This is a genomic window from Clostridioides sp. ZZV15-6388, from assembly GCF_020657755.1.
In the GTDB taxonomy this organism is placed as follows: Bacteria; Bacillota; Clostridia; order Peptostreptococcales; family Peptostreptococcaceae; genus Clostridioides.
This window is the reverse complement of the sequence record NZ_JAGWCU010000007.1, coordinates 25,945-51,251: the sequence shown is the minus strand read 5'-3', so window position 1 is coordinate 51,251 and position 25,307 is coordinate 25,945. Positions and strand designations below refer to the sequence as shown.

22 protein-coding genes and 1 other RNA gene are annotated in these 25,307 nt (G+C 28.6%); 14 read left to right on the top strand and 9 right to left on the bottom strand.

Translation table 11 applies throughout. The features are described from left to right. The first annotated feature begins 42 nt into the window (after window positions 1-42). From gap to secG, 6 genes are all read left to right on the top strand, one after another. The gene (gap, locus tag KGF48_RS06455) at window positions 43-1,050 is read left to right on the top strand and encodes a type I glyceraldehyde-3-phosphate dehydrogenase (protein ID WP_227433773.1); all 1,008 of its coding nucleotides are present in this window, start codon (window positions 43-45) and stop codon (window positions 1,048-1,050) included. A gap of 221 nt (window positions 1,051-1,271) precedes the next feature. Further along, entirely contained in the window at window positions 1,272-2,474 is a 1,203-nt protein-coding gene (locus KGF48_RS06450; RefSeq protein ID WP_227839635.1) for a phosphoglycerate kinase, read from the top strand. A gap of 25 nt (window positions 2,475-2,499) precedes the next feature. After that, on the top strand, window positions 2,500-3,243 hold the full coding sequence (tpiA, locus tag KGF48_RS06445) for a triose-phosphate isomerase (protein WP_227867840.1): 744 nt from the start codon (window positions 2,500-2,502) through the stop codon (window positions 3,241-3,243). A 26-nt stretch (window positions 3,244-3,269) separates the two neighbouring features. Continuing rightward, window positions 3,270-4,799, top strand: a complete 1,530-nt coding sequence (gene gpmI / locus KGF48_RS06440) for a 2,3-bisphosphoglycerate-independent phosphoglycerate mutase (protein WP_413894787.1) — start codon at window positions 3,270-3,272, stop codon at window positions 4,797-4,799. Window positions 4,800-5,210: 411 nt separating this feature from the next. Next, window positions 5,211-6,503: a phosphopyruvate hydratase gene (gene eno / locus KGF48_RS06435; protein WP_227433777.1), complete on the top strand. Its 1,293-nt coding sequence runs from the start codon at window positions 5,211-5,213 to the stop codon at window positions 6,501-6,503. A 362-nt stretch (window positions 6,504-6,865) separates the two neighbouring features. After that, window positions 6,866-7,090 (top strand): preprotein translocase subunit SecG, encoded by a 225-nt coding sequence (gene secG, locus KGF48_RS06430; protein ID WP_003421948.1) that lies wholly within the window; start codon window positions 6,866-6,868, stop codon window positions 7,088-7,090. Between the two features lie 268 nt (window positions 7,091-7,358). Here secG and KGF48_RS06425 read toward each other — a convergent pair whose 3' ends face one another. Further along, window positions 7,359-7,787 (bottom strand): hypothetical protein, encoded by a 429-nt coding sequence (locus KGF48_RS06425; protein WP_227839638.1) that lies wholly within the window; start codon window positions 7,785-7,787, stop codon window positions 7,359-7,361. A gap of 276 nt (window positions 7,788-8,063) precedes the next feature. Here KGF48_RS06425 and KGF48_RS06420 point away from each other — a divergent pair, with 276 nt between their 5' ends. After that, window positions 8,064-9,152 carry a rhodanese-like domain-containing protein gene (locus tag KGF48_RS06420; protein WP_227839639.1) on the top strand — a complete coding sequence of 363 codons (1,089 nt, stop codon included), beginning with the start codon at window positions 8,064-8,066 and terminating at the stop codon, window positions 9,150-9,152. 382 nt (window positions 9,153-9,534) lie between these two features. On the opposite strand, the gene KGF48_RS06415 is transcribed toward KGF48_RS06420, so the two are convergent. From KGF48_RS06415 to KGF48_RS06395, 5 genes are all read right to left on the bottom strand, one after another. Next, complete coding sequence (locus KGF48_RS06415) at window positions 9,535-10,473, bottom strand: AEC family transporter (RefSeq protein ID WP_227839640.1); 939 nt, start codon at window positions 10,471-10,473, stop codon at window positions 9,535-9,537. Window positions 10,474-10,476: 3 nt separating this feature from the next. Beyond that, window positions 10,477-10,851: a VOC family protein gene (locus tag KGF48_RS06410; RefSeq protein WP_227839641.1), complete on the bottom strand. Its 375-nt coding sequence runs from the start codon at window positions 10,849-10,851 to the stop codon at window positions 10,477-10,479. Window positions 10,852-11,146: 295 nt separating this feature from the next. Then, window positions 11,147-11,644, bottom strand: coding sequence for a YbhB/YbcL family Raf kinase inhibitor-like protein (locus KGF48_RS06405; protein ID WP_227862226.1), 498 nt, complete (start codon window positions 11,642-11,644; stop codon window positions 11,147-11,149). A gap of 111 nt (window positions 11,645-11,755) precedes the next feature. Continuing rightward, window positions 11,756-12,115 carry a winged helix-turn-helix transcriptional regulator gene (locus KGF48_RS06400; RefSeq protein ID WP_227830264.1) on the bottom strand — a complete coding sequence of 120 codons (360 nt, stop codon included), beginning with the start codon at window positions 12,113-12,115 and terminating at the stop codon, window positions 11,756-11,758. A gap of 17 nt (window positions 12,116-12,132) precedes the next feature. After that, window positions 12,133-12,747: a DNA alkylation repair protein gene (locus tag KGF48_RS06395; RefSeq protein ID WP_227839644.1), complete on the bottom strand. Its 615-nt coding sequence runs from the start codon at window positions 12,745-12,747 to the stop codon at window positions 12,133-12,135. A 613-nt stretch (window positions 12,748-13,360) separates the two neighbouring features. On the opposite strand from KGF48_RS06395, the gene rnr reads away from it, so the two are divergent. The 4 genes from rnr (at window position 13,361) to KGF48_RS06375 (ending at window position 19,002) form a co-directional block, all read left to right on the top strand. Further along, window positions 13,361-15,496, top strand: a complete 2,136-nt coding sequence (gene rnr / locus KGF48_RS06390) for a ribonuclease R (protein WP_227839645.1) — start codon at window positions 13,361-13,363, stop codon at window positions 15,494-15,496. Window positions 15,497-16,269: 773 nt separating this feature from the next. Continuing rightward, window positions 16,270-17,142, top strand: coding sequence for an ABC transporter ATP-binding protein (locus KGF48_RS06385; protein WP_227867839.1), 873 nt, complete (start codon window positions 16,270-16,272; stop codon window positions 17,140-17,142). Beyond that, on the top strand, window positions 17,139-18,428 hold the full coding sequence (locus tag KGF48_RS06380; RefSeq protein ID WP_227867838.1) for an ABC transporter permease: 1,290 nt from the start codon (window positions 17,139-17,141) through the stop codon (window positions 18,426-18,428). Before KGF48_RS06385 ends, KGF48_RS06380 begins: the two co-directional genes overlap by 4 nt. Further along, a complete protein-coding gene (locus KGF48_RS06375; RefSeq protein ID WP_227867837.1) occupies window positions 18,358-19,002 on the top strand; it encodes an ABC transporter permease in 645 nt (214 codons plus the stop codon). Before KGF48_RS06380 ends, KGF48_RS06375 begins: the two co-directional genes overlap by 71 nt. 492 nt (window positions 19,003-19,494) lie before the next feature. Here the strand turns inward: KGF48_RS06375 and KGF48_RS06370 are convergent, their stop codons facing one another. Beyond that, window positions 19,495-20,322, bottom strand: coding sequence for an AIM24 family protein (locus KGF48_RS06370; protein WP_227861331.1), 828 nt, complete (start codon window positions 20,320-20,322; stop codon window positions 19,495-19,497). 513 nt (window positions 20,323-20,835) lie between these two features. Between KGF48_RS06370 and smpB the strand changes: the two genes are divergently transcribed. The 3 genes from smpB to KGF48_RS06355 all read left to right on the top strand — a co-directional run bounded on the left by smpB (window position 20,836) and on the right by KGF48_RS06355 (window position 23,165). Next, window positions 20,836-21,291 carry an SsrA-binding protein SmpB gene (smpB, locus tag KGF48_RS06365; protein WP_054275121.1) on the top strand — a complete coding sequence of 152 codons (456 nt, stop codon included), beginning with the start codon at window positions 20,836-20,838 and terminating at the stop codon, window positions 21,289-21,291. A 157-nt stretch (window positions 21,292-21,448) separates the two neighbouring features. Further along, window positions 21,449-21,798, top strand: a transfer-messenger RNA (tmRNA) gene (gene ssrA, locus KGF48_RS06360). Window positions 21,799-22,316: 518 nt separating this feature from the next. Further along, window positions 22,317-23,165 carry a GIY-YIG nuclease family protein gene (locus KGF48_RS06355; RefSeq protein WP_227867836.1) on the top strand — a complete coding sequence of 283 codons (849 nt, stop codon included), beginning with the start codon at window positions 22,317-22,319 and terminating at the stop codon, window positions 23,163-23,165. 194 nt (window positions 23,166-23,359) lie between these two features. On the opposite strand, the gene KGF48_RS06350 is transcribed toward KGF48_RS06355, so the two are convergent. Both KGF48_RS06350 and KGF48_RS06345 read right to left on the bottom strand, forming a co-directional pair. Beyond that, window positions 23,360-24,526: a site-specific integrase gene (locus KGF48_RS06350; protein ID WP_227867835.1), complete on the bottom strand. Its 1,167-nt coding sequence runs from the start codon at window positions 24,524-24,526 to the stop codon at window positions 23,360-23,362. Then, window positions 24,516-25,268 carry a Fic family protein gene (locus KGF48_RS06345; protein WP_227866061.1) on the bottom strand — a complete coding sequence of 251 codons (753 nt, stop codon included), beginning with the start codon at window positions 25,266-25,268 and terminating at the stop codon, window positions 24,516-24,518. The genes KGF48_RS06350 and KGF48_RS06345 overlap by 11 nt, the downstream gene beginning before the upstream one ends. Between the last annotated feature and the right edge of the window lie 39 nt (window positions 25,269-25,307).

The window sequence follows — 25,307 nt, the reverse complement described above, 5'->3', positions numbered from 1 at the left end:
AGAGCTAGACAACATACATTTACTTTATAGGAGGTAGCGAAAATGGTTAAAGTAGCTATAAATGGATTTGGAAGAATAGGAAGATTAGCATTAAGAAAAATGATGGAGCAACAAGATAAGTTTGAAGTTGTTGCAATAAACGACTTAACAGATGCTAAAATGTTAGCTCATTTATTTAAATATGATACAGCTCAAGGAAGATTTAACGGTGAAATAGAAGTTAAAGAAGGTGCTTTTATAGTAAACGGAAAAGAAATAAAAGTAACAGCAGAAAGAAATCCTGCTGACCTACCATGGGCTGAATTAGGAGTAGATATAGTATTAGAATGTACAGGATTCTTTACTTCTAAAGATAAAGCAGAAGCTCATATACAAGCAGGAGCTAAAAAAGTTGTTATATCTGCACCAGCAACTGGAGATTTAAAAACAATAGTATTCAACACAAACAGTGACATATTAGATGGTTCTGAAACAGTTATATCAGGAGCTTCTTGTACAACTAACTGTTTAGCTCCAATGGCTAAAGTATTAAATGATAAATATGGTATAGAAAAAGGATTAATGACTACTATACATGCATACACTAATGACCAAAATACTTTAGATGGTCCTCATCCAAAAGGTGATTTAAGAAGAGCTAGAGCTGCTGCTGGAAACATAGTTCCAAACACTACAGGAGCTGCAAAAGCAATCGGTCTAGTAATACCTGCATTAAAAGGAAAATTAGATGGAGCAGCACAAAGAGTACCAGTTGTAACTGGTTCAATAACTGAATTAGTTTGTACATTAGGAAAAAATGTTACAGTTGAAGAAATAAATGCAGCTATGAAAGAAGCTTCAAACGAATCTTTCGGATACACTGAAGAAATGTTAGTATCTTCTGATATAATCGGAATAAGCTACGGTTCATTATTTGACGCTACTCAAACAAAAGTTATGGAAGTAGATGGAAAACAATTAGTTAAAGTTGTTTCTTGGTATGACAATGAAATGTCTTATACTTCTCAATTAATAAGAACTTTAGGATACTTTGCACAATTAGCAAAATAGTCAGCTTTTAGAAAATAGAAAAGTAGATTGACAAAGTCCGAGTTTGTAGTTTAACACTACGGACTCTGGACTTTTTTTAAGAAAAAATATATAAAATACACCTAAATAATGTTACATACTATATATAAAAATATGATAATATGATATATTTAATAGGGTAAAAGTATGTACTATATTATACTTGGCAATAAAAAATTACTTTATTAAAAGGAGAGATATTTATGTCAATGCTAAACAAAAAAACTATAGAAGATATCGATGTGTGCGGGAAAAAAGTATTAGTGAGATGTGACTTTAATGTACCATTACAAGATGGTGTAATTACTGATGAAAATAGATTAAACGGAGCTTTACCAACAATTCAATATTTAATTTCTAAAGGAGCAAAAGTTATATTATGTTCTCATTTAGGAAAACCAAAAGGAGAAGCTAAACCAGAATTATCTTTAGCACCAGTTGCAAAGAGATTATCTGAAATGTTAGGTAAAGAAGTTGTATTTGCAGCAGATGATAATGTTGTAGGAGAAAATGCAAAAAAAGCTACTGAAAAAATGGAAAACGGAGATGTAGTATTATTAGAAAATACTAGATATAGAAAAGAAGAAACTAAAAACGAAGAAAACTACTCTAAAGAATTAGCTTCACTTGCTGAAATATTTGTAAATGATGCATTTGGAACTGCTCATAGAGCACATTGTTCAACAGTTGGAGCAGGAGAATTTTTACAAGAGAGAGTTTGTGGATACTTAATTCAAAAAGAATTAAAATTCTTAGGAGAAGCTGTTGCAAATCCTGTAAGACCATTTACAGCTATACTTGGAGGGGCTAAAGTTTCTGATAAATTAGCTGTTATAAATGAACTATTAGAAAAAGTTGATAATCTAATAATAGGTGGAGGCATGGCTTATACATTCTTAAAAGCTCAAGGTTATGAAGTAGGTACATCTTTACTTGAAATAGATAAAGTAGAATATGCAAAAGAAATGATGGAAAAAGCTAAGGCAAAAGGCGTTAATTTATTATTACCAGTAGATGTTGTTATGGCAGACCACTTTGCACCAGATGCAACTCCAATAGTAACAGAAGATGCTAATGTAAAAGAAGATTATATGGGACTAGATATGGGACCTAAGACTATAGCAAACTTTGTAAAAACTATAAAAGAATCAAAAACTGTAGTATGGAACGGACCAATGGGAGTATTTGAATTTGAAAACTTTGCAAATGGAACACTATCAGTAGCTAAAGCTATGGCAGAATTAACTGATGCAACTACTGTAATTGGTGGTGGAGATAGTGCAGCAGCAGTTAATCAATTAGGATTTGGTGATAAGATGACTCACGTATCAACAGGTGGAGGAGCATCACTAGAATTTTTAGAAGGTAAAGAATTACCAGGTATTGCAGCATTAGATAATAAATAAACTACTATATAGAGGAGATTGTAAAATGAGAAAACCTATAATTGCAGGAAACTGGAAAATGCATAAAACAATAAAAGAAGCTTTAGAGTTTGTAAATGAAGTTAAAGGGAAAGTTAATGCTGGTAAAGCAGAAGCTGTTATATGTGCACCATTTACTTTATTGAAGGATTTAAAAGAAGCTACTAAGGGTACAAATATAAAGATAGGTGCTCAAAATATGCACTTTGAAGAAAAAGGAGCATTTACAGGAGAAGTTTCACCTCTTATGTTAAAAGAAATAGATATGGACTATGTTATAATAGGACATTCAGAAAGAAGACAATACTTCAATGAAACTGATGAAACTGTAAACAAAAAAGTTTTAAAAGCTTTAGAAGTAGAAATAGACCCAATATTATGTGTTGGTGAAACTTTAGAACAAAGAGAAGCTGGAAAAACTAAAGATGTTTGTAAAGTTCAAGTTGAAAAAGCTTTAGAGAATGTTCTTAAAGATGATTTAGCAAAAGTAGTTGTTGCATATGAACCAATCTGGGCTATTGGAACTGGTAAAACTGCAACTGCTGAAGATGCTAATGATGTTATATCTTATATAAGAGAAGTTATAAAAGGATTATATGGAGAATTAGCTAATGAAGTTAGAATACAATATGGTGGAAGTGTTAAACCTTCAAATGTAGCTGAAATAATGGGTCAAAGTGATATAGATGGAGCTTTAGTAGGTGGAGCTAGTTTAGCTGCTAATGACTATTTAGACCTTGTTAATTTCTAAGGCGTTAATTTCTAAGGAGTGAAATGATGAAAAAACCAGTTGCTTTAATTATTATGGACGGGTTTGGATATAATAAGGAAGTTAAGGGAAATGCAATTGCTGAATCCAAAATTCCTAATTTAGACAGAATAATGAAAAAATATCCAAATACATTAATAAATGCTAGTGGTCTTGATGTTGGTCTACCTGATGGTCAAATGGGAAATTCAGAAGTTGGTCATACTAATATAGGTGCAGGTAGAATTGTATATCAAGATTTAACTAGAATAACAAAATCTATAAAAGATGGTGACTTTTTTAATAATGAAGTTTTATGTGAAGCTATGGACAATGCAAAAGAACATTCTCTTCATGTAATGGGTCTTTTGTCTGATGGTGGAGTACATTCACATATAGACCATCTTAAAGCCATAATCAAAATGGCAAAAGATAAAGGTGTAGAAAAAGTGTATGTTCATGCATTTACTGATGGTAGAGATACTGACCCTCAAAGTGCATTGGAATATGCTAAGGAAGTACAATCTAGTATGAATGAAATTGGAGTAGGGGAATTTGCTACAGTTTCTGGTAGATACTATGCAATGGATAGAGATAAGAGATGGGAAAGAGTAGAGCTTGCATACAATGCTATGGTTAGAGGTATTGGTGAAAAAGCAACTTCTATTGAAGAAGCTATTCAAAACTCTTATGATAATGGAAAAAATGATGAATTTATAATGCCAACAGTTATTGTTAAAGATGATAAAGCAGTTGGAAGTATAAAAGAAAATGATTCAATTATATTCTTCAATTTCAGACCAGATAGAGCAAGACAAATAACAAGAGCTTTAGTAAGTGAAGAGTTTGATGGATTTAAAAGAGAAGAAATTAAAAACTTCTTTGTATGTTTAACAGAGTACGATATAACTATAAAAGAAGTGCATATAGCATTTGGTCCACAATCTTTAACTAACACTCTAGGTGAGTATTTAGCTAAGAATGGAAAAACTCAATTAAGAGCTGCTGAAACTGAAAAATATGCACATGTTACTTTCTTCTTTAATGGTGGAGTAGAAGAGCCAAACAAAGGTGAAGAGAGATTATTAATACCTTCTCCAAAAGTTGCAACTTACGACTTACAACCAGAGATGTCTGCATATGAATTAACAGACAAAGCTTTAGAAAAACTAGGAGAAGATAAGTTTGACTTTATAGTTTTAAACTTTGCAAACCCTGACATGGTAGGACATACAGGAAGTATTGAAGCAGCTATAAAGGCTGTTGAGACTGTAGATACTTGTGTAGGAAAATTAGTAGATAAAATAATAGAGCTAGGTGGAAGTGCAATAATAACTGCTGACCACGGAAATGCTGAATACATGTTAGACCCACAAACAGGAAAGACTGTAACAGCCCACTCTATTAATCCAGTGCCATTTGTGGTTGTTGGACAAGAATTTGAAGGTGCAAAATTATTAGATTCAGGAAGATTATCTGATATAGCGCCAACTGTTTTAGATATGATGAAGTTAGAAAAACCAGAAGAAATGACTGGTCATTCACTTATTTCAAAATAGTTAAATTTAAGTAAGTAAGATAGTAACTTACAATAAAATAAACTTAAAAAGTATTTCAGTTTAAGTGCATTTTATAAAGTTTAAATAAAATGATGTAAAAAATAATAATTAATATATATTATAAAATCAAAAATTATTAGAATCATTAGTTGTACATTTTGTGTTTTATGTTTTAAATCTATCTATATATTTATGTATTGAAGATTGATTTTGAATAACAGATAAGTTAAAAATTATAAAAAATAAAATAAAAATAGAAACTTTTACAAATTTACCCATCAAATAAATTTGTATCTAATTTTCAAAAATAACTTTCTGTACTATAATATAATAAGTAGATTAAAACTAGTAGACGGATGTTTACAGTAAATGAAAATTTAACTAATAGAAAAATCGAAGGGAGATATACAAATGTCAGTTATTGAATTAGTATATGCTAGAGAAGTATTAGACTCAAGAGGAAATCCAACTGTAGAAGTTGAAGTAGTATTAGAAGATGGAGCAATGGGAAGAGCAATAGTTCCATCAGGTGCATCTACAGGAGCTTTTGAAGCTGTTGAATTAAGAGATGGAGACAAAGGAAGATACTTAGGAAAAGGTGTAGAAACAGCTGTTGCTAACGTAAATGAAATAATAGCACCAGAAATCGAAGGAATGGATGCATTTGACCAACCAGCTATAGATGCAATGATGATAGAATTAGATGGAACTCCAAACAAAGGTAAATTAGGAGCTAATGCTATATTAGGTGTTTCAATGGCAGTAGCTAGAGCAGCTGCTGATGAAATAGGTTTACCATTATTCCAATACTTAGGTGGAGTAAATGCTAAGCAATTACCTGTTCCAATGATGAACATATTAAATGGTGGAGAACATGCTGATAATAACGTTGATGTTCAAGAGTTCATGATATTACCAGTAGGAGCTTGTTGCTTTAAAGAAGGTTTAAGAATGGGAGCAGAAGTATTCCATTCATTAAAGAAAGTTTTAGGAGAAAAAGGATTAGCTTGTGGTGTAGGTGACGAAGGTGGATTCGCTCCAAACTTAGGTTCAAACAGAGAAGCTTTAGAATTAATAGTTGAAGCTATAACAAAAGCTGGATATAAGCCAGGTGAAGATGTTATGTTAGGACTTGACGTTGCTGCTACAGAAATGTACAACAAAGAAACTAAAAAATACGTTTTAGCTGGAGAAGGAAAAGAATTAACTGCTGCTGAAATGGTTGCTTTATATGAAGACTGGTCAAACAACTTCCCAATAATAACTATAGAAGATGGTTTAGATGAAGAAGATTGGGATGGATGGAAATTATTAACTGAAAAATTAGGAAACAAATTACAATTAGTTGGAGATGACTTATTTGTTACTAATACAGAAAGATTAGAAAAAGGAATTGAAAATGGAGTAGCTAACTCTATATTAGTTAAAGTTAACCAAATAGGTACAATAACTGAAACTCTAGATGCAATAGAAATGGCTAAGAGAGCAGGATACACTGCTGTTATATCTCATAGATCAGGAGAAACTGAAGATTCTACTATAGCAGATTTAGCTGTTGCAGTAAATGCTGGACAAATAAAAACTGGTGCTCCATCAAGAACTGATAGAGTTGCTAAATACAACCAATTATTAAGAATAGAAGAAATGGTTGGAGAACAAGCTAGATACTGTGGATTAAAATCTTTCTATAACTTAAAAAAATAATTTTTAAAGATTAAAAAGATAGTATAAAAGATTTTAAGTTTATCTTATAAGAAATAAAAGGGATTAGTGTTAATTGATTTTTCAAAGCACTTGTCCCTTTTTGTATTTAAGTTATTATGAAGAAAATAAATAAAAGCTTTGAAATAATTGCTATAATTCAAAACTATAGATATATTTTGATTTAAATATTTTTCTTTCTAAAATTTATTAATTTTCCTATGTAAAAATACAGTAAAATCTTCTAGCAGTTTGATATAAGTTTTGTTCGTGATTTATGACGAAATGGTCTTGAAATGACTATATTATTATGATACACTAAAGAGTAATGAAATTTAAGTAATAAAAAGATAGGAGGGGCAAGAATGAGCAACATTTTAATGGGTGTGCAAGTAGTACTAGGGATTTTACTAGTAATTAGCATAATGCCTCAAGATTCTAAGAATGCTTTACCTTCAGAGTTTGGTGGAGAAGGAAGTCAAGCTTACTTTAAACCAAAAGGAAAACAAGCATTTCTTGCTAGAGTTACAAAAATAACAGCAGTATTATTTTTTATAAATGCATTGGCACTACTTATAGTTAAGAAGTAGTGATATTGTTGAATAACTGGCCATTATTTAATTAGTGCATTTTGGTTACATTTAAAAATTAAATTTAGTTTTTAATAAAAGCACGTCAACATAAAAAAGTACGTAAAATAAAAGCTGGACTAATGATTTTATATTATTAGTCCAGCTTTTATTTTATGAATGGAGTTAGATATTTATAAAATAAATTTTTTAATATCTAGTTTTTAATATTTAGTTTCTAATATATAGCTTTTAATATCTAGTTTAGATATATATAGCTTTGATATATCTAATTTTTAATCATTCTAGTATACACAATCAACTTGATGATTTGCAAAATAGATACCACACTAAGCATCATTATTAAAAAAAAGTAGGAACTATTAGTATATTGTGTATTTGTTAATATAAACTTTAATAAAAGAGTGTTGATTATTATTGTCAAAAGCCCCATTAATTTACCAAATAAATTATAGTTCTTTTTTAAAATGGTGTTTTGAATTAGCAATATAATTGCAATTATAGTAAAAACGATAAGAATACCTACTAGAGCTATTTTAAGTGATTCAATAGGATAATCTCTTTCAAAGTTTCTGTTAGTGTATGTGACCCACCTGTGCATTCCCATTCTTGTATTTGCATATTTTTCAAAGACCTTACATCCTATTAGAAAAGCAATTTGAAATAGTATTGTAATACTATAGAGTATTTTCTTCATTAGTATTTCTCCTTATTATATTAAATTATAGACAAACTAAAAATATTATGTTGATTTATATTATAATGTTTACTACTCAAATATTATAATATAAATCAATAGAATTTAATAGTAAGACATAAATAGAATGTTGTATAGAAATTTTGTATAAAGGATAAGATGAAGTATAGAAAATTTGTATATCCAATATTATGTATAAGCTGTAGAATTATTGAATAGAAAAAAGCTATATGATATACTTTTTAGGTGAAAACTAGATAAGATGGAGGGAAAAACGTGAAAAAAAGGTTATTAAGTTTACTATTATGTATAGCTATGATTGTGACATTATTAGTTGGGTGTTCAAACAACAATTCAAATGAAGCAAGTAATAAAGATGCTAATGCAGAAAAGGTTACAGCTGACCCAGTTGATACAACAAAAGTATTTGTATCACCTAAGTGGGTAAAAAGTGTTATTGATGGAAATCAACCAGAGTCTAAAAATTATGTTATAGCAGAAGGCTCATGGGGAGCAACTGAACAAAATGAGGGCTACCTGAAACAGCATATACCAGGAGCTATTCATATTGATACAGACTCTTTAGAATATGATAATGATGAAGGAGTAAAAGACTTTGATAACTACAATATCAAACCAGCAGATGTAGTTGAAAAAGTATTACTTAGCAATGGAATTACATCAGATACAACTGTTATACTATATGGTTCTGATTCAGGAGTAGATAGAATAGCATTCATTTGTCTTTGGGCTGGTGTTAAAAATGTTAAAGTTATGGATGGAAGTATTGAAGCATGGAAAAATGCAAAATATGATGTAGAAAAAGGAGCAGTAGAGCCAAAACCTCAAAAAGAGTTTGGTGTAAAAGTTCCAGAACATCCAGAATATGTAATGGACATAAAAGATGTAGAAAATAAATTAAAAAATGACCCTAACTTTAGATTAGTAAGTATAAGAAGCTTAGAAGAGTTCTCTGGAAAAACGAGTGGATACAATTATATTGATAAAGCTGGAGAGCCAAAGGGTGCTGTATGGGGACGTGCAGGTACTGATGCAAGCAGTATGCAAGATTATATGAATGAAGATGGAAGTTATGTAGATTTTGATAAAGTATTAGGTTATTTTAAAGATATTGATGTAACAAAAGATACAAATACAGCATTTTATTGTGGAACTGGATGGAGAGCAACTATTCCTTGGTTAATGTGCTATGAAAATGGATGGAAAAACATCACTTTATTTGATGGTGGATGGTGGCAATGGCAAACACAACCTAATCTACCAGTACAAGTGGGAAATCCTAAAGATGGGGATGTTAAGTATACAACTGTAGGTGAATTATCAACTGATAAAGCTAAAAAATAATATAAAAAAGAGGATATATTAATATAGTTTTTAGAAGTAATAAGTTATATCCTATTTAAAAAAAACTTGAAGTTTTATAAGTTTCAGTAAAGAATACAAGTTTCAATAGAAAAGGGGCTGTTTCAAAATAGAAAAATAAGCCTCTTTTTCATTGTTGAAATAATGGAAATATAGTTGATTTCATACAAAAAAGAGTGTCTCATGAACTAAAAAGCTAATTTTGAGACCCCCCTTTTTCTATATTTTTTTGAGTTATGAGTAGTACTTATTTTCTGTATATATTTATTACAATATCAATATATATTTACTATGCTATCAATATATGTTTATTACAATAAAAATATATATTTGTTATTATACCAACTTATACTATAGGATATTACTAAATAAGATTATTCTGTTTTAAGATAAATATTATTATAAATACTGTAATTATGGAAAATGCAGAAGTAAATACTACAATTTGTCCAGCTAACTCACTATCAGAATTCATCTGTTGAGCCATTGTAAATGAAGAAATAGCAGTTGGAGCAGATAACATTATCATAAGTGAGGCTAATTCGACATTTCTAAATCCAAGGAAAATGCTAATTGGTAAAAATATAGCAGGTATAAGAATAAGTTTTCCACACACACCCAGTATAATTGGTCTTATATGACCCTTTATAGCAGAGAAGCTAAAAGACCCTCCTAGAATTATAAGTGATAGAGGAGTAGCAATTTTAGAAATATCACCAATAGTTTTATGTAAAAACTCAGGTATATTAATATTTAAAATGAGCATTATAAATCCTATTACAGAAGCGATTATGAGTGGATTTGTTAAAACACCTTTAATCATGTGTTTTATATTTATTTTACCACCTCTAAAAATTTCAAGTATTACGACTGATAATACATTGAACATAGGAACAATAACTGCAATTAATAAGGATGTAACACCGATATTTTTATCACCAAATAGTGAAATTGTTACAGGTATACCAAATATAACAAAGTTACTGCGAAATATACCTTGTATTAAAGCACCTCTTGTTTTATTATCTTTTTCAATTTTAGGTATAATAAAAACTAAGAGTAAAAAGATTGAAAAAATACTTATAACAGCTACAGCCATAAGTTTGAGGTTGAGAGAACCATTTAAATCTGTATTGTATATATTAAAAAATAATAATAATGGCAGGAAAGATTTGAAACAAACATTATTCATTTTATTTAAGGTATGTTCATCAAATAAACCTAATTTTTTCAGAGCATACCCAAGTGACATTGTGAGAAACAAAGGAAGAACGACATTTATAGATAGAATTAAATTTTCCAAAGTTTATTCTCCATAACTTGACAATTCGATTAAATTTCCATCAGGGTCTCTTAAGTAAATAGACTTCATTTTACCAAAGACTCCTGTGCGTTCTACAATTCCTTGCTCAATTTGAATCCCATTTTGTTCTAAGTTTGTTTTTGTCATGTCAATATTAGTATTTATTTCAAAACACAAATCAGCACTACCTGTTTGTACGTTTTTGCTGTGAGGTGTAAGTTCATGACCTTTTAAATGGACATTTATTTTGAAATCTCCAGAGTAAAGTTCATATCTTTCATTTATTTTCTTTAATGTAAAACCAAGTTTTTTATAAAAACTGATACAGTTTTCTATATTATTAGTAGTAATGACCACATGGTCTATTTTTTTTATCATAATAACTCCTCGAAATTTTATATAGATTTATTAACTATGTTGATATTTTCTTTTAATAAGCTGTAAAATAAGATTTAGTAAAATATAAGAAATAATTTAAAATTCATTGATTTAATAGTTAAACAAAATATAAGAAATAATCTGAAATTCATTGATTTAGTAGTTAAACAAAATATAAGAAATAATTTAAATCTATTGAATCAATAATTAATTAAAATAGAAAAATAATTTAATAACAATTAAGCTAATCATTAATTAAGTGAGACAAATTAATGATTAGCTATAGTAAATCTAATTAATTAGAATAACTTCCTTTAAGTGTAAATCTATCTAAAATATGTCCATCCATGGCTTCAAAAAGCTCATTCATATAAAATCCCTTTTCAAGATTAAGAGTAGTATCAAGTGCAAACACATGTATTTCATAAACATGTGGTCTATCTGGAGGAGCCATACCACCATAAACACTAGCTTCTAATCTACCAATATCACCTAATTTACTATGCCAACTAGTAGTTCCTTGAATAAAATCAGTAGCTGTTATGCTTTCATTTTCCTTTAGTTCATCTTTTGTTATATTTGCAGCTAGCCAATGTATCCATGCAAATCCACATACAGGAACTGAATCTTTGTCCTCTAAAAATACAGCAAAGGACACTGTATGCTCTGGAGCATCTTCAAATTTTAGAGGTAATGAATATGTAGGCATACCACCTTTATTAAATTGATTTCCTCTTTTCCCATATTTATCTTCTATAACACCATTTACTATACCTGTACTAGTTACTTTCACAATAATTTACCTCCTAAATATATAATAAATTAATAAAAATTTTCTGTAAGTTTATTATATACTAGTTGTAAATAATGGTAAATTACTTACTTTTTTGTGTGTATTAGTTTATTATAAAATCCCTTTTTCCTCAAGAATATCTTCCATACCATTCTCTAGCATAAAATTAATTCCTATATCTTGCATTATAGCTAAAGCATCTAACATCTGTTTCCCACGAATAGGTGTAAGTGAATATTCAACTTTAAGTGGATATCCTTCATATGTCTTTTTATCAACCAGCCCAAATTCAATCAATTCTTTAAGTTGTTCGAGCAACATTTTTTGGTTGATTCCATTAATCTCTTTTTCTAGTTTTGATAGAGAAGTTGGACCTATACGTAATCTCCATAATATAATAGACTTCCATTTACCTTTTATCATATCATGTGTTAGTTCTAATGGACATGTATATTTTTCACGAAGCTTCAAGTATAGTCACCTCCAATTTATTTTGCCAAAATACGTTTTGAAGCAAGATTATATACAAGCTCAACTTTTTTATTTGAAACATCCCATGAGTTTAATTCGTTTTTTACTAAATCTGGATGTTTTTTGCTTATGTCTCTGAGAGCATTTCCAACAGATTTTCTTAAGTATTCACTGTCATCATCTTTCAAACTAGAAAGCAATGATATAGCTACAGTGGGGTTGGTTTTAAAATAGTCTCGGATAGTCCAAACTCTAAGACCCTCTGTCACAGCTCTCTTTATATTTGGATTGTCAGAACTTAACCATTCTTTTATCACAGGAAGTGATTTATCATATCCAACTTCACTACAATAATAATCAAATGATTTAGCTAATATTTCTTGTACTCTCCAGTTTTCATCTTTACTCACATTGTTTTTTAAAAATAATAAGGCTTCAGAAATATGTATTGATATAAAGCCTAATATAAACACTGCTAATTCTCTTACTTGATAGTATTCTGATCTATATAAGTAAATTGATAGATAATAACACTTCTTTGAGTCATTATTTTTCACAATTTTTTTAGCAATATTTTCAATTTCTTTAAAACCATTTTCTATGGTAATAATTTTTGCAATTATTTCTTCCAAGTATATCTCCTCCAATAAGTAGATTATTTTAAATTTAATACATTATTCATAATAAAAAAATTTATTTAATTTAGATAAAATAAAGACTTGTCAAAAAACGTTTGCAAGCCTTTAGTATTAGAATAAATAAAAAACAATAAAAAATCAACCTAATTTAACATATAAATTTACTTTTATTATGAGTTTTATATTATAAAAAGCTATATTTAAAAAATTAATTGAGTTATATAAATTTAACTTAATTTGCGTATACTAATAGAATAAATTATTATATAGTAATACTTAGATGGAATGAATATTTTACCAATTCTATATGATGGTGTATAATTAGGTGATAAAGCAGATGTAATAAGGATATTTTGAGTAAATTACAATTGTGCTTATGATGACTTAAAATATTATTAGAGAATTATCATAACTTTTTTAAAGCTTTATTAAGATAGTTTCAATTAATATAAAAATATATAATAATTGATTTAACTTGAAACAATAATAAAAGAATATAAAAGACGGTGTGCGAAGATATATGAAAGGTAATATAGAAGATATACAAAGGGCAATATAATAGAAAACTAAAAAATAATATAACAAGAAAGTAAAATAGGAGGAAAAAATGATACCAGGACTTAAAGAGAGTTTGTTAGGATTAATAAACGAAAGTGCATATAATCCTCTAAAAAAGGAAGAATTAGCAGAAATTTTTGATATACATTCATCAGAAATGCCAATGTTCTATAATTTTTTAGAAGAATTAGAGGAAGATGGCTATATATGTTTTACTAAGAAAAATAAAATAGTATCACCAAATCAAATGGGATATTTTGTTGGTAAATTTACAGCACATAAAAAAGGCTTTGGATTTGTAGAATCTGATGTTGAATACACACAAGATTTATTTATCTCAAGTGACAATATAAATGGAGCTATGCATAATGATAGAGTTATGGCAGAGATAGTTGTACCTGCAACTGAAGAAAAAAGAGCAGAAGGAAGAATAATAAAAATTATAAAGAGAGAAATAACTAAAATAGTAGGTACTTTTCAATCAAGTAAAACTTTTGGGTTTGTAACACCAGACAATAAAAAATTTACTAAGGATATATATATACCTAAAAGATATTTTAGTGGAGCAGTAGATAATGATAAGGTAGTTTGTGAAATTACAGTATGGCCACAAGAAGATAGAAAACCAGAAGGAAAGATTATAGAAATACTGGGTCAAAAAGGCGAAAGAGGAGTAGAAATAGACTCTATAATAAGAGAACATGGTCTTCCAGAAGAATTTCCTAAGAAGGTATTGCAAGAAGCAGAAGCTGTAGCTGTTGAAATTCCAGAAGAAGAGGTAAAAAGAAGAAGAGATTTAAGAGATTTAAACATATTTACTATAGATGGAGATGACGCAAAAGATTTAGATGATGCTATATCAATAGAGGTATTATCTAATGGAAACTTTAAATTAGGAGTTCATATAGCTGATGTTACACATTATGTAAGAGAAAAAAATAAATTAGATAAAGAAGCTTTAAAAAGGGCTACATCTGTGTACTTAGTAGATAAAGTAATTCCAATGTTGCCAAAGACTCTTTCTAATGGAGTGTGTAGTTTAAATCCATTTGAAGACAAATTAACTCTTTCTATATTTATGGAAATAGACCATAAGGGAAATGTAGTTAAGCATGAAATATGTGAATCTATAATAAATTCAAAAGCTAGAATGACTTATACAGAAGTATCTGATATATTAGAAAAAGATGATGAAAAGCTTAAAAAGACTTTTGAACATGTTGTAGATGATTTTAAGAACTCTGAAACTTTGGCTAGAATTCTTATGTCAAGAAGAGAAAAAAGAGGGGCTATAGACTTTAACTTCCCAGAAGCAAAGATAATTCTAAATGGAAATGGAGAAGTTGCAGATATAAAACCATATGAGAGAAGAATTTCTAATAAAATAATAGAAGAGTTTATGCTTATAAGTAATGAAACAATTGCTGAACATTTTTACTGGATGGGTATACCATTTGTGTATAGAATACATGAAACACCATCTTTAGAAAAAATGGAAGAATTGAGTAAGTTTATATCTACATTTGGATATACAATAAAAGGTGATAAGGAAGAAGTACATCCAAAGGCATTACAAGGGATAATAGAGAAGATAAAAGGCAAAACAGAAGAGGGAGCAATCAGTACCATAATGCTTCGTTCTTTAAAACAGGCTAAGTATTCACCAGAATGTAGTGGTCACTTTGGGTTAGCAGCTAAATTCTATTGTCATTTTACGTCACCAATAAGAAGATATCCAGACCTTCAAATTCATAGAATAATAAAAGAATCTTTAAATAATAAGATAAATGGAAAGAGACAAGAACAACTTACTACTATAGTGGATTATGCATCTGTTCAATCATCTGAAAAAGAAAGAAAAGCAGAATTGGCGGAAAGAGATGTACATGACTTCTACAAGGCTCTTTATATGAAGGATAAAGTTGGTCAAGAGTTTGAAGGTGTTGTATCTAGTGTGACTTCATTTGGAATATTTGTTGAGCTAGGTAATACTATAGAAGGATTGATAAGACTTGCAAATATGAATGACGACTATTATATCTATGATGAAAGTTCTTATAGTGTGTTAGGTGAGAGAACTAAGAAGTCATATAAAATAGGTGACCTTGTTAAGATAAAGGTTGAAGGTGTAAATGTAGATTTTAAAGAAATTGACTTTGAGATAGTTGAAAAGATTGAAGAATAAATAAAATATAAAGAATAAGGTTTACTATTTGAAAATAAGAGTAAACAGGGAAAAATTAATATCCTAAAATAAGAAAATACAGGAATATTTAAAAGTAGAAATGAGAATTTGTAGTGTTTATAGTATGACTAAATGTAGAATCTTTGATAAAAAGTAGATGTTTACAATATTTAGCGAAAAGTATATATTAAAAAAATAGATTTTTTAATAGGAAATAAGTGTATCATTCAGAACTTGAGATACACTTATTTTTTATTTTATATAATTTTGACACTACAACACATGTATTTTACTCAAAAGATAGAACTAATTGATGTAATCTTTGTGTATGTGTGCGTAATAAAATTCTTTGATTCCACATCAGAAATATTACCTTATGCACACTTTAATTTTTAAGAAGTAATGATATTTTTATAAGTAGCTTTTCTTTTCAATACTCTTTGCTATGAGTTGAAATTATAAAAATACTACTTAGGAGGTAAGTAATTATGGGCATGCAATTCAGTTTACTCTGACTGGTTGTCATTTTGGTGGAGATGATGATAATATCTTTAGACACTTCAATTATTTTTAAATCACTATAGTACAGAAGTCATTAGTATATAAGCACATTTATTTTATTTATTAAGAGAAATTAAAATCTTTAGAAAAAATTTAGAAATTTCTAAATAATATCTTAAGTTTTAGAATCTATTATGGAAATATAATGAAATATAATAAAAAATTCATAAAAATAAAATACTATAAAATGATTTGTGGGGGTGTACTTATATATGGAAATGAAAATATCAGTGTCTAATCTCAGCAAGAGGTTTGGTTCAAAAATGGCTCTTGAAAATGTAAACATTGAAATTGATAGTGGAATGTTTGGACTTTTGGGAAGAAATGGAGCAGGAAAAACAACATTTATGCGAATTCTAGCTACTTTGTTATCAAAGACAGATGGTTCAATAGATATGTGTGGGATTCCTATAGAAAAAACGAAAGAAATTAGAAATATGGTTGGTTACCTTCCTCAAGATTTTTCAATGTATCCTAATATGACAGTGTATGGAGCAATGGATTATCTAGCTGTTTTATCAAATATACCATCAGGAAAAAGAAGAAAAATTATCAATAAGTTATTAAGCAAAGTAAATCTAACTAATTATCAAAGAGTAAAAGTAAAATCTTTATCTGGAGGTATGAATAGAAGACTTGGAATTGCACAAGCGCTGATTCACAATCCTAAAATTTTAATCGTAGATGAACCAACAGCAGGACTTGACCCAGAAGAACGTATACGATTTAGAAATTTATTATGTGAGATTGCCAATGATAGAATAGTTATATTATCAACACATATTGTAGGGGATATAGAGGCAACATGTGAAAATATAGCTATATTAGATAATGGAAAAGTTATATACAATGGTACAACTGAGGCATTATCAAAACTTGCTGATGGAAAGGTATATAGTGTTGAAGTAGATAAAAAAGACATAGAAAATATAAAAAATAGATTTGTAGTTATAGGTATGTTGACTCAAGGTGGAAAAGCTACACTTAGAATCATATCAAAAGACAAACCTTTTGAAACAGCAGTAGAATGTAATCCGACTATTGAAGATGGCTATATGCTTATGATGGGAGGAGATAAGATATGAATCTATTTATAAAAGAGTGTAAAAACATATTAAAAAGCACAGTTTATTATGTTTTTATTGTAGTATTGGTAGTTTTCTATATTTCACAACTTGGAAGCTCAGTTTCAGAAGACGCAAGCAAAAATATTCCTAATGATGGAAATCCATTGGTTGCACCTCAAAGGGTAGAAAATATTGATGAATACTACCTAAAGAACAATCAATATCCATATGGTCAAAAAGAATCTTTGAAGTCTGATAAAGTGATTCCAAGTGCAACTATAAGTTTGATTAGAGAATATCAAGCAAATTCATATACAACATATCCAATGGGAATTATTAAGTATATAAAATTAAATGAAAGTAAGACCCAAACTATAGAGAAGTATATTGAGGAGATAACTGGTAACAGTATTGACAAAGTAAACTCAATTTGGAAAAGTGGGGAAAATATAGAAGTAAATACTTCTAAATTATCATTTGAAAGATTTCAAGAAATAATGCGAAGTGTAGATGAAATTTTAGGTGGTGGGTCTGCGTATTCTATTGATAAATTAGAAAGATTTGGTATGATTCCAGTTACTTATGAAGAAGCTATGCAAGATTATAACTATACAATACAAAAAGATAAAGTAACTAATGGCTATGCAAGAATTTTTTGTGACTATATAGGTATAATTTTAAGTATATTTCCAGTGTTCGTAGCAGTCTTTATGTCAATGAAAGATAGACGTTCAAGAATGAGCGAAATTGTCTACTCAAAACAAGCATCAACATCTAAAATAATTTTATCAAGATATTTTGCTCTTGTATTTATGATGATGTTGCCAGTTTTAATTTTAGGAATAAAAGAATTGCTTCCTTTAATTTCATTTGCTAAAGATGAAGGTATTTCTATTGATAATTTAGCATTTGTAAAATATACACTGTGGTGGTTGTTACCAACCCTTATGATAGTTACAGCTGTAGGAGTGAGTCTGACTGTATTAACAGACACACCAGTAGCAATTATTGTTCAATTAATTTGGTGGTTTTACAGTATAAACTCTATAGGTCTTGAAGGAGATTATCCATCAATGGGACTAATGATAAGACATAATAATGTACTAAATGGAACTATTATATCAGAAAACTTTAATACTATTATGAGTAATAGACTTTTAATGGGATTAGGAGCTTTAATAATTGTCTTGTTAACTACATCCTTATATGAACAAAAAAGAAGGGGGAATCTTAATGTTGGTTCAAAGTTTTCAAAATTATTTAGTTTTAATAAAAGAAAACTTCAAATTAAGCACTCTAATTAATCTAATATGTTCAATTGGAATGTTATGTTTGATTCCATTTATACAAGGGGTAGCAAATTTAGATAGTGTTTCAGCAGCTATATGTCTTGAAAACTATGTCGTAATAGTGGGAATAATAATGCTAGTTCCTATATTTTACTTAGAGCAATCAAAGGAAATTGATGAGATAGTATCATCAAAATCAGTATCTCAAGTAGTTATACAATTAATAAGAATAATAATGTCAATTATAAGTATGCTTGTGTTAATTACTGGATTTGTTCTGGTTTTAAAACATCTTGGAGGCAATTTCCCTATATTTAAATATATTGTGGGGAGTTTTGCATCAGCTATGTTTATCGGAAGTTTAGGTATGTTATTTTCAAATTTATTTAATAATACTATTATAGGATATATGGTATCTATAGGATATTTAATTTTAAATATGATGACTAGAGATAAGTACGTCGGAAATTTCTTTATAATGTCTATGAGTCGAGGTAGCTTTGATGAAAAGTATTGGTTGATATGTGGTAGTATTGTGTTGATAATTGTGTCTCTTTTGATAAAGCCAATAAAAAGAAAGATTAGTTAGTTAGATTAAAATTGTTTACTGTAGGCAAATTAAATAGAGTAATATAAAAGTTGTTTATTGGTAAACTAAGTATACTAATATAAAAATTGTTTATTGTAGTAAAACTAAATAGATTAATAATAGGCATTTTTAGGTTAATAATTAGAACTATAATAAAAGTTTTTAGATTTATAATATATGCTATCAATAATTTTATGCAATATGGATTTATTGATAACTGAATGATTTAACGCAGATAAGATTTGAATTAGTGCATTAGGTAAAATAAATATATCTTTAAATATGAATTTATATTTATAAAAGAGGCTATTATTAGATTTGAGGCTGTAAGTAGATTTATGTAGAAACAAATTTACCTACAGCCTTTTTATATTTATACTGATATCTTTATATTATAAAATATATCTCTTTACTAAATTTTATCTAAAGCTATCAAAAGTATATTTTATATTAACTTTATATGAATGGGTTTATAAAATTTTCATAAAATTTCTATTTTTGCTTAGAAACCTTATTATTCATATTATCATTAGTAGGCATGGCTCCAAAGCTTAGTTTTTCGTACATTACTTGAGTAGGAGCTAACCAAACTGTACCATTTCCAGTAAATGTATTTAAGAAACCTTCACCATTTAAAGCAGAACCAATTAAAGATTTATCTGACTTTGTAACAGAAAAATTAACTCCAGATGTTCTTGCTATTGCAAAGTTACCATCTACTTTTAATTCTTCTCCATTACTCAATTCATACTCTATAATTTCACTTTGAGGTACAACACATTCTAGAACAACTACACCAGTACCACTTAACTCTATTTGGAAGAAACCTTCACCACCAAGTAAAGCAGAAGAGAAGTTCTTTTGTGTAAAGGCCTTTACTTCTATAGTGTCAGAGCAACAATAGAATAATCCTTTATCGACGATTATAGAATCATTGTCAAGGCTCATAAATAAATAGTGTCTAAAAGAAGGCTCTAAGTAAACTTCACCAGTACCTTTATATGTAGGTTTCATCATTGACTCATTAGTAAGTGCTCCTGATATTCCTTTTTTGAAAAGACCTCCAACACCACCAATTTTAGTTTCAGAAGATATCTTTCCTTTATAATAGTACAATGCACCAGCTTCTGTTTTTATTGATGAATTATTTAATTTTATCTTAATTTGTCTAGCTTTCAAGCCAGCTTCTCTAGCAAAATATAATCCCATTGCCATCATTGGGCTAGAAGCTCCTTCAAGTTTTTCAAATTCTAATATTTCAAATTCACTTCTACCATCTGATGTATTTTCTAAAATTTTTACTTTTTTGCTTAAATCCATACAAATTTCTCCCTACTATATTAAAATTTATCTCTAAAATATTATAAGATATAACTATATATTACATTTTTTTTGGAAAATTGGCTACTTTATCATCAAAGTTTTACATAGATATTAAGAAATTTTAAGAATACTTATAATTGAAGTATACTATTTGAGTATGTATTTTGAGTAGTATTTATAATTTGTGGGTATTATATTTTATGAGAGTGTTAAAAGCTAAAAGCGAAAAATAGGTATTGGAGTATTAAAATTTTTGTTTTGAGTTTGATAGATTATTTTTAGTAATTGATTTTGACTTTGCACTAAATATAGTTGATGCAATTTCCTACAATATATTGTTACATTATTTATCATATCTTGTCCCATTAGTTTAATGTATGAGTTGTCATATTGACTAAAGCTCTTGAATATGTTATCATACAGGGTAGTCAAAAGATTTATAGATATGAAATATTTAGCAAATTCTTAGTGTGTATTAAAGAAATTTCTAGCAAAGAAGGTGAGATTTATATGGCTGGTAAAAAAATATTAGCAACAAACAAAAGAGCAAGACATGAATATTTTATAGAGGAAACATATGAGTGTGGAATTGAATTAAAAGGAACAGAAGTAAAGTCGATAAGACAAGGTAAAGTCAACCTAAGTGATGGATTTGCATCTGTAGATAACAGTGAAGTATTTTTAAAACAAGTTCATATAAGTCCATATGAGCAAGGAAATATATTTAATGTTGACCCTCTAAGAGTGAGAAAATTATTGCTTCACAAGCATGAGATAAGAAAGCTTATTGGAGCAACTACTATAAAGGGGTATTCACTTATACCACTTAGTTTATATTTAAAAAATGGTAAAGTTAAAGTAGAGATTGCTTTAGCGAAAGGTAAGAAGTTATATGATAAGCGTCAAGATATGGCTAAGAAAGATGCCCAAAGACGTATAGAAAGAGAAATGACAGGGAAATATTAAACTAGTTAAAATTGTATTTTTTAGAATAAAATTCTTTATTATCTAGAACATAACATTGATTTTTATTCTTAAAAGTATTATATTATATATACATTAAAAATTTAATAAAAATGGTGATAAAGTTTGCGAAGAGTCTAATGGACTATAAACTACTCAAGGGGGCGTAAAGGTTTCGACGTGGGTTTGGAACTTGAGGCTGCGTGTCGTGTTACTCTGGGTCACGTAAAAACTGGGGAACTTTAAAATAAACGCAGACGATAATTTCGCGATAGCAGCCTAGTTGCTGCTCGTCCCTCTTAGCCCTCCTGCCGGCTAAGACTGGACGTCATTATGCAGGGAACTACTTTGAGGGTGTCTCGACTTAGGGTAGATTAATTGGGACTGGCTAAGCATAGAGCCTGCCACTTGGCGTTATGTGAGGCGAGATACTAGTAAAGTTGGCTACACATGTAGATGCAGCGAGGAAAAGATTTGCGGACAGGGGTTCGACTCCCCTCGTCTCCACCAATTTTGAAAAAAGAATGATGAAATACTTGAAAATACTAGTCTTTGTTGACTAGTATTTTTTATTTTGGTGATGAAATCCACCAACCGTACCCCAACCACAGAAAAAGAGGTTTTTTTGAGGGTATATTGGGGTGCATTTTCAGAATTTTAAGTTGTTTTATCAATAACATTATTAGCTAGGGTTTCAAAAAGTTGAATTAAAGGACTACAAAGATATTAATGGTGTATATTATATGAAACCTTATGTAAGTTATTAAAATTTATAATGAATAAAGATAAATTTAGTCTATATTATAAAATAAAACTGCCTTATAATATAATAATAACTATTTGATAATTATGATTAGTAAAATTAAAGAAAGTTTTTTTGAATATAAATAAAAAATATATAAAAGATATGAGATCTAAATCACAATTAACCAAGATAATAAAATCTATAAATAATGTTAATGTTGATATTTTTAGTTTTTATTAATTAGTGTAAAATTAAAAACTCTATGATTAAGGAGATTATTAGTATGGGAAGACTTATTAGACTATTTTTAGTAGATGGAGAAGGAAATGGATTAAGAACAGTTGAGATTTCAAATATGACAATACATACAACCTTATTTCCAAGACAAAAGATTAAGGCATTCTCGAAAAGAGAAGAATCTCAAAAACCAGGTGTATATATCCTTTTGGGATTAGAAGATGGTAAAAAGAAAATCTATATAGGTGAAGGTGATCCTGTACTTCCAAGGCTTAAAAGTCATGTTTTGAAAAAAGATTTTTGGAATGAAGCAATAGTATTTACATCAAAAGATGGTTATATAACTAAAACTCAAATACAATATATAGAATCAGAACTTATAGATATAGCTAATAAAACTCAGGATATAGAAATGGAAAACGGAAATAGTCCAGCTAAACCAAATATATCTGAGGTTGATGAAGCAGAAGTTAATCAGTTTATAGACTCTATAAAATTAATTTTGTCATCTTTAGGAATTGATATATTTAACAATGTAAAAGATCAAATAGATGTAGTAGCAAATAATGATGAAAATATTTATACAATAAACAGAAAAAATGTAGTAGCTAATATGAAAATAATTGATTATAAATATGTCGTACTTAAAGGCTCTAAGTCAGTAGAAGATTGTGTAATTTCTGCAAGTAAAGGTACGATAAATAGAAGAGAAAGTCTTATAGAGAATGGTATATTAAAAAGAGATACAGATGGAAATTACATATTTACTCGAGATTATATATTTAATAGTCCAAGTACTGCATCAGATGTCATATTGGGCTCATCAACGAATGGAAGGATCGAATGGAAGTACAAAACAAAGACATTAAAACAAATTGAAGAAGAAAGTTTTTAATCTATAGCTATATTGTAGAATATATTAAATATTTTATATGTAACTGTAAGTAAATTTATGAGAAAATAAATCTACTTACAGTTTTACAATATGATCTTAGCAAATTTGGTAATGTGTTTATATTAAAAAATCAGATTTATATAGGTCATAAATTGAATATAGGAGTCAAAAGACTATATTAATTTATTTAATATTTACAATGAAAATATCTTATCCAACTTTTCTACAGCTTCAACTTTCTTATTTTCCATAACTTGAGTATATATATTTAAAGTTATTGATATATCATAATGACCCATTAAAACTTGTACAGTTTTAGGAGGGACATCATTCTCAAAAAGTCTAGTTGCATAAGTTTTCCTAAGACCATGAAACTTTATAGGCTCTATATCTAAACTGTTTAATACAGATTTTAGATTCCTTAAAGGCCTTTTATCATCTACAGGGAGACCTAATTCATTGCAAAATACATAATTATCATTTCTATATAATTCTCCAGCCTTTAATATATCTGTATTTTGATTTACTTTATGTTCTTTCAATTTATTTAAGACATCCTTTGGAATAGGTACAGTTCTGTAAGAATTTGATGTCTTTGGCTCTTGCTCTAATACTTTAAGCTCTCTATTTCCGGTTTTATCTATAAAATATGTTCTTTGAAGCGTTCTTTTAACTGTTAAATTAGAATTCTTAAAATCAATATCAGACCATTTAAGTCCTAATAATTCTCCTAATCTAAGTCCAGTACCAAGAGCAACCAAAAATAATACTTCTAATTTATGCCTCTCTATAGCTTTTATAAAACTCTTTTGTTGTTCAAGAGTCAATATTTCAAGCTTATTTTCTTTTTTTTCAACTGGTATATTTGCCATAGTACAATAGTTACGTTGTATAAGACCTTGTTTTTCAGCTTCTGATAAGCAGGTTTTCAGTTTAGTGTTTATTTGTCTTACAGTAGGTATACTTTTATTGGAATCAAGCAATCTATTGTAATATTTTTGTATGTGAGATACTCTTAAGTCCTTTAACTTGATATTCCCTAAATCAGTATCTTTAATATAATTACGATAGATGCTTTCATATCTTTCAAATGACTTGGGTTTTAAATCGTTTATTCTATATTCAAACAACCAATTGTAAAACCAATACTCTAAAGTTATTTTATCATCTGAAATATCAGAGCTTAAATAATATTGTTTTTTATAAGCATCTAATTTATCTTTAACTTCCTTTTGAGTCTTACCATAAAATTCTTTTCTTATTGGTTTTCCATCTTCATTGTAACCAATCATTATACGGGAACGCCAACCATCTTTATATTTTCCGATAGAGCCTTCTCCATTAGCTCTTTTAGTTGCCATTTTTAAACAGCTCCTTATATGATTTATAGTTATATCCATCAAAGAATGTAATACATTTCTCTAATAAGAATTTTATAACTTCATCAGCTTCTAGTGTTTCATAGAAGTTTAGCATTAATGTGTTGTATTCTTGTTTATGTTTAGCTGGGATTGATAGAACTCCTAGATCATTACTTATAAGTATTAGGTTTGAGATAAGTCTAGCAGTTCTTTTGTTGCCATCATAGAAGAATTGGCAATATGACAACCATAAATTTATTATTATAGCCTTTTCTAAGGGGTTAGTTATTTTATTTATGATATCTATGTCACTTACAAATAAATCATTTAATAAAGTGGCTTCTATGCACTCATATTGAGTGGTACCAGCTATACCTATATTACCATTTCTGAAATCTCCAACGATTAGAGCTTCATCTTTTGCAACTATTTTATGTATAGAGCAAATTGTATCTTTATTTAAAGATAAGTTTTCTTTGTTACTTAATTTGATTACATAATCCCATGATGATTTTATATTTAGTATTTGATTTTGGTCACTTAATTTATGTCCACCTACTGTTATACCATCCAGTAATGTTTGTACTTCTGGGAATGTGAAGGGGTTATTTTCTAGATTACCCATATCATATACAAATTCACTTATCATTCTTCTAATATATGTTAAAGTATATTTTTTATCTCCATGAGGTAGGTTAGTAGGGAATTTATATATGTATTTTGGTATATATGATTTATTCATGATTATAGCTCCTTTCATAGTTTTTTATCATTGCTTTAG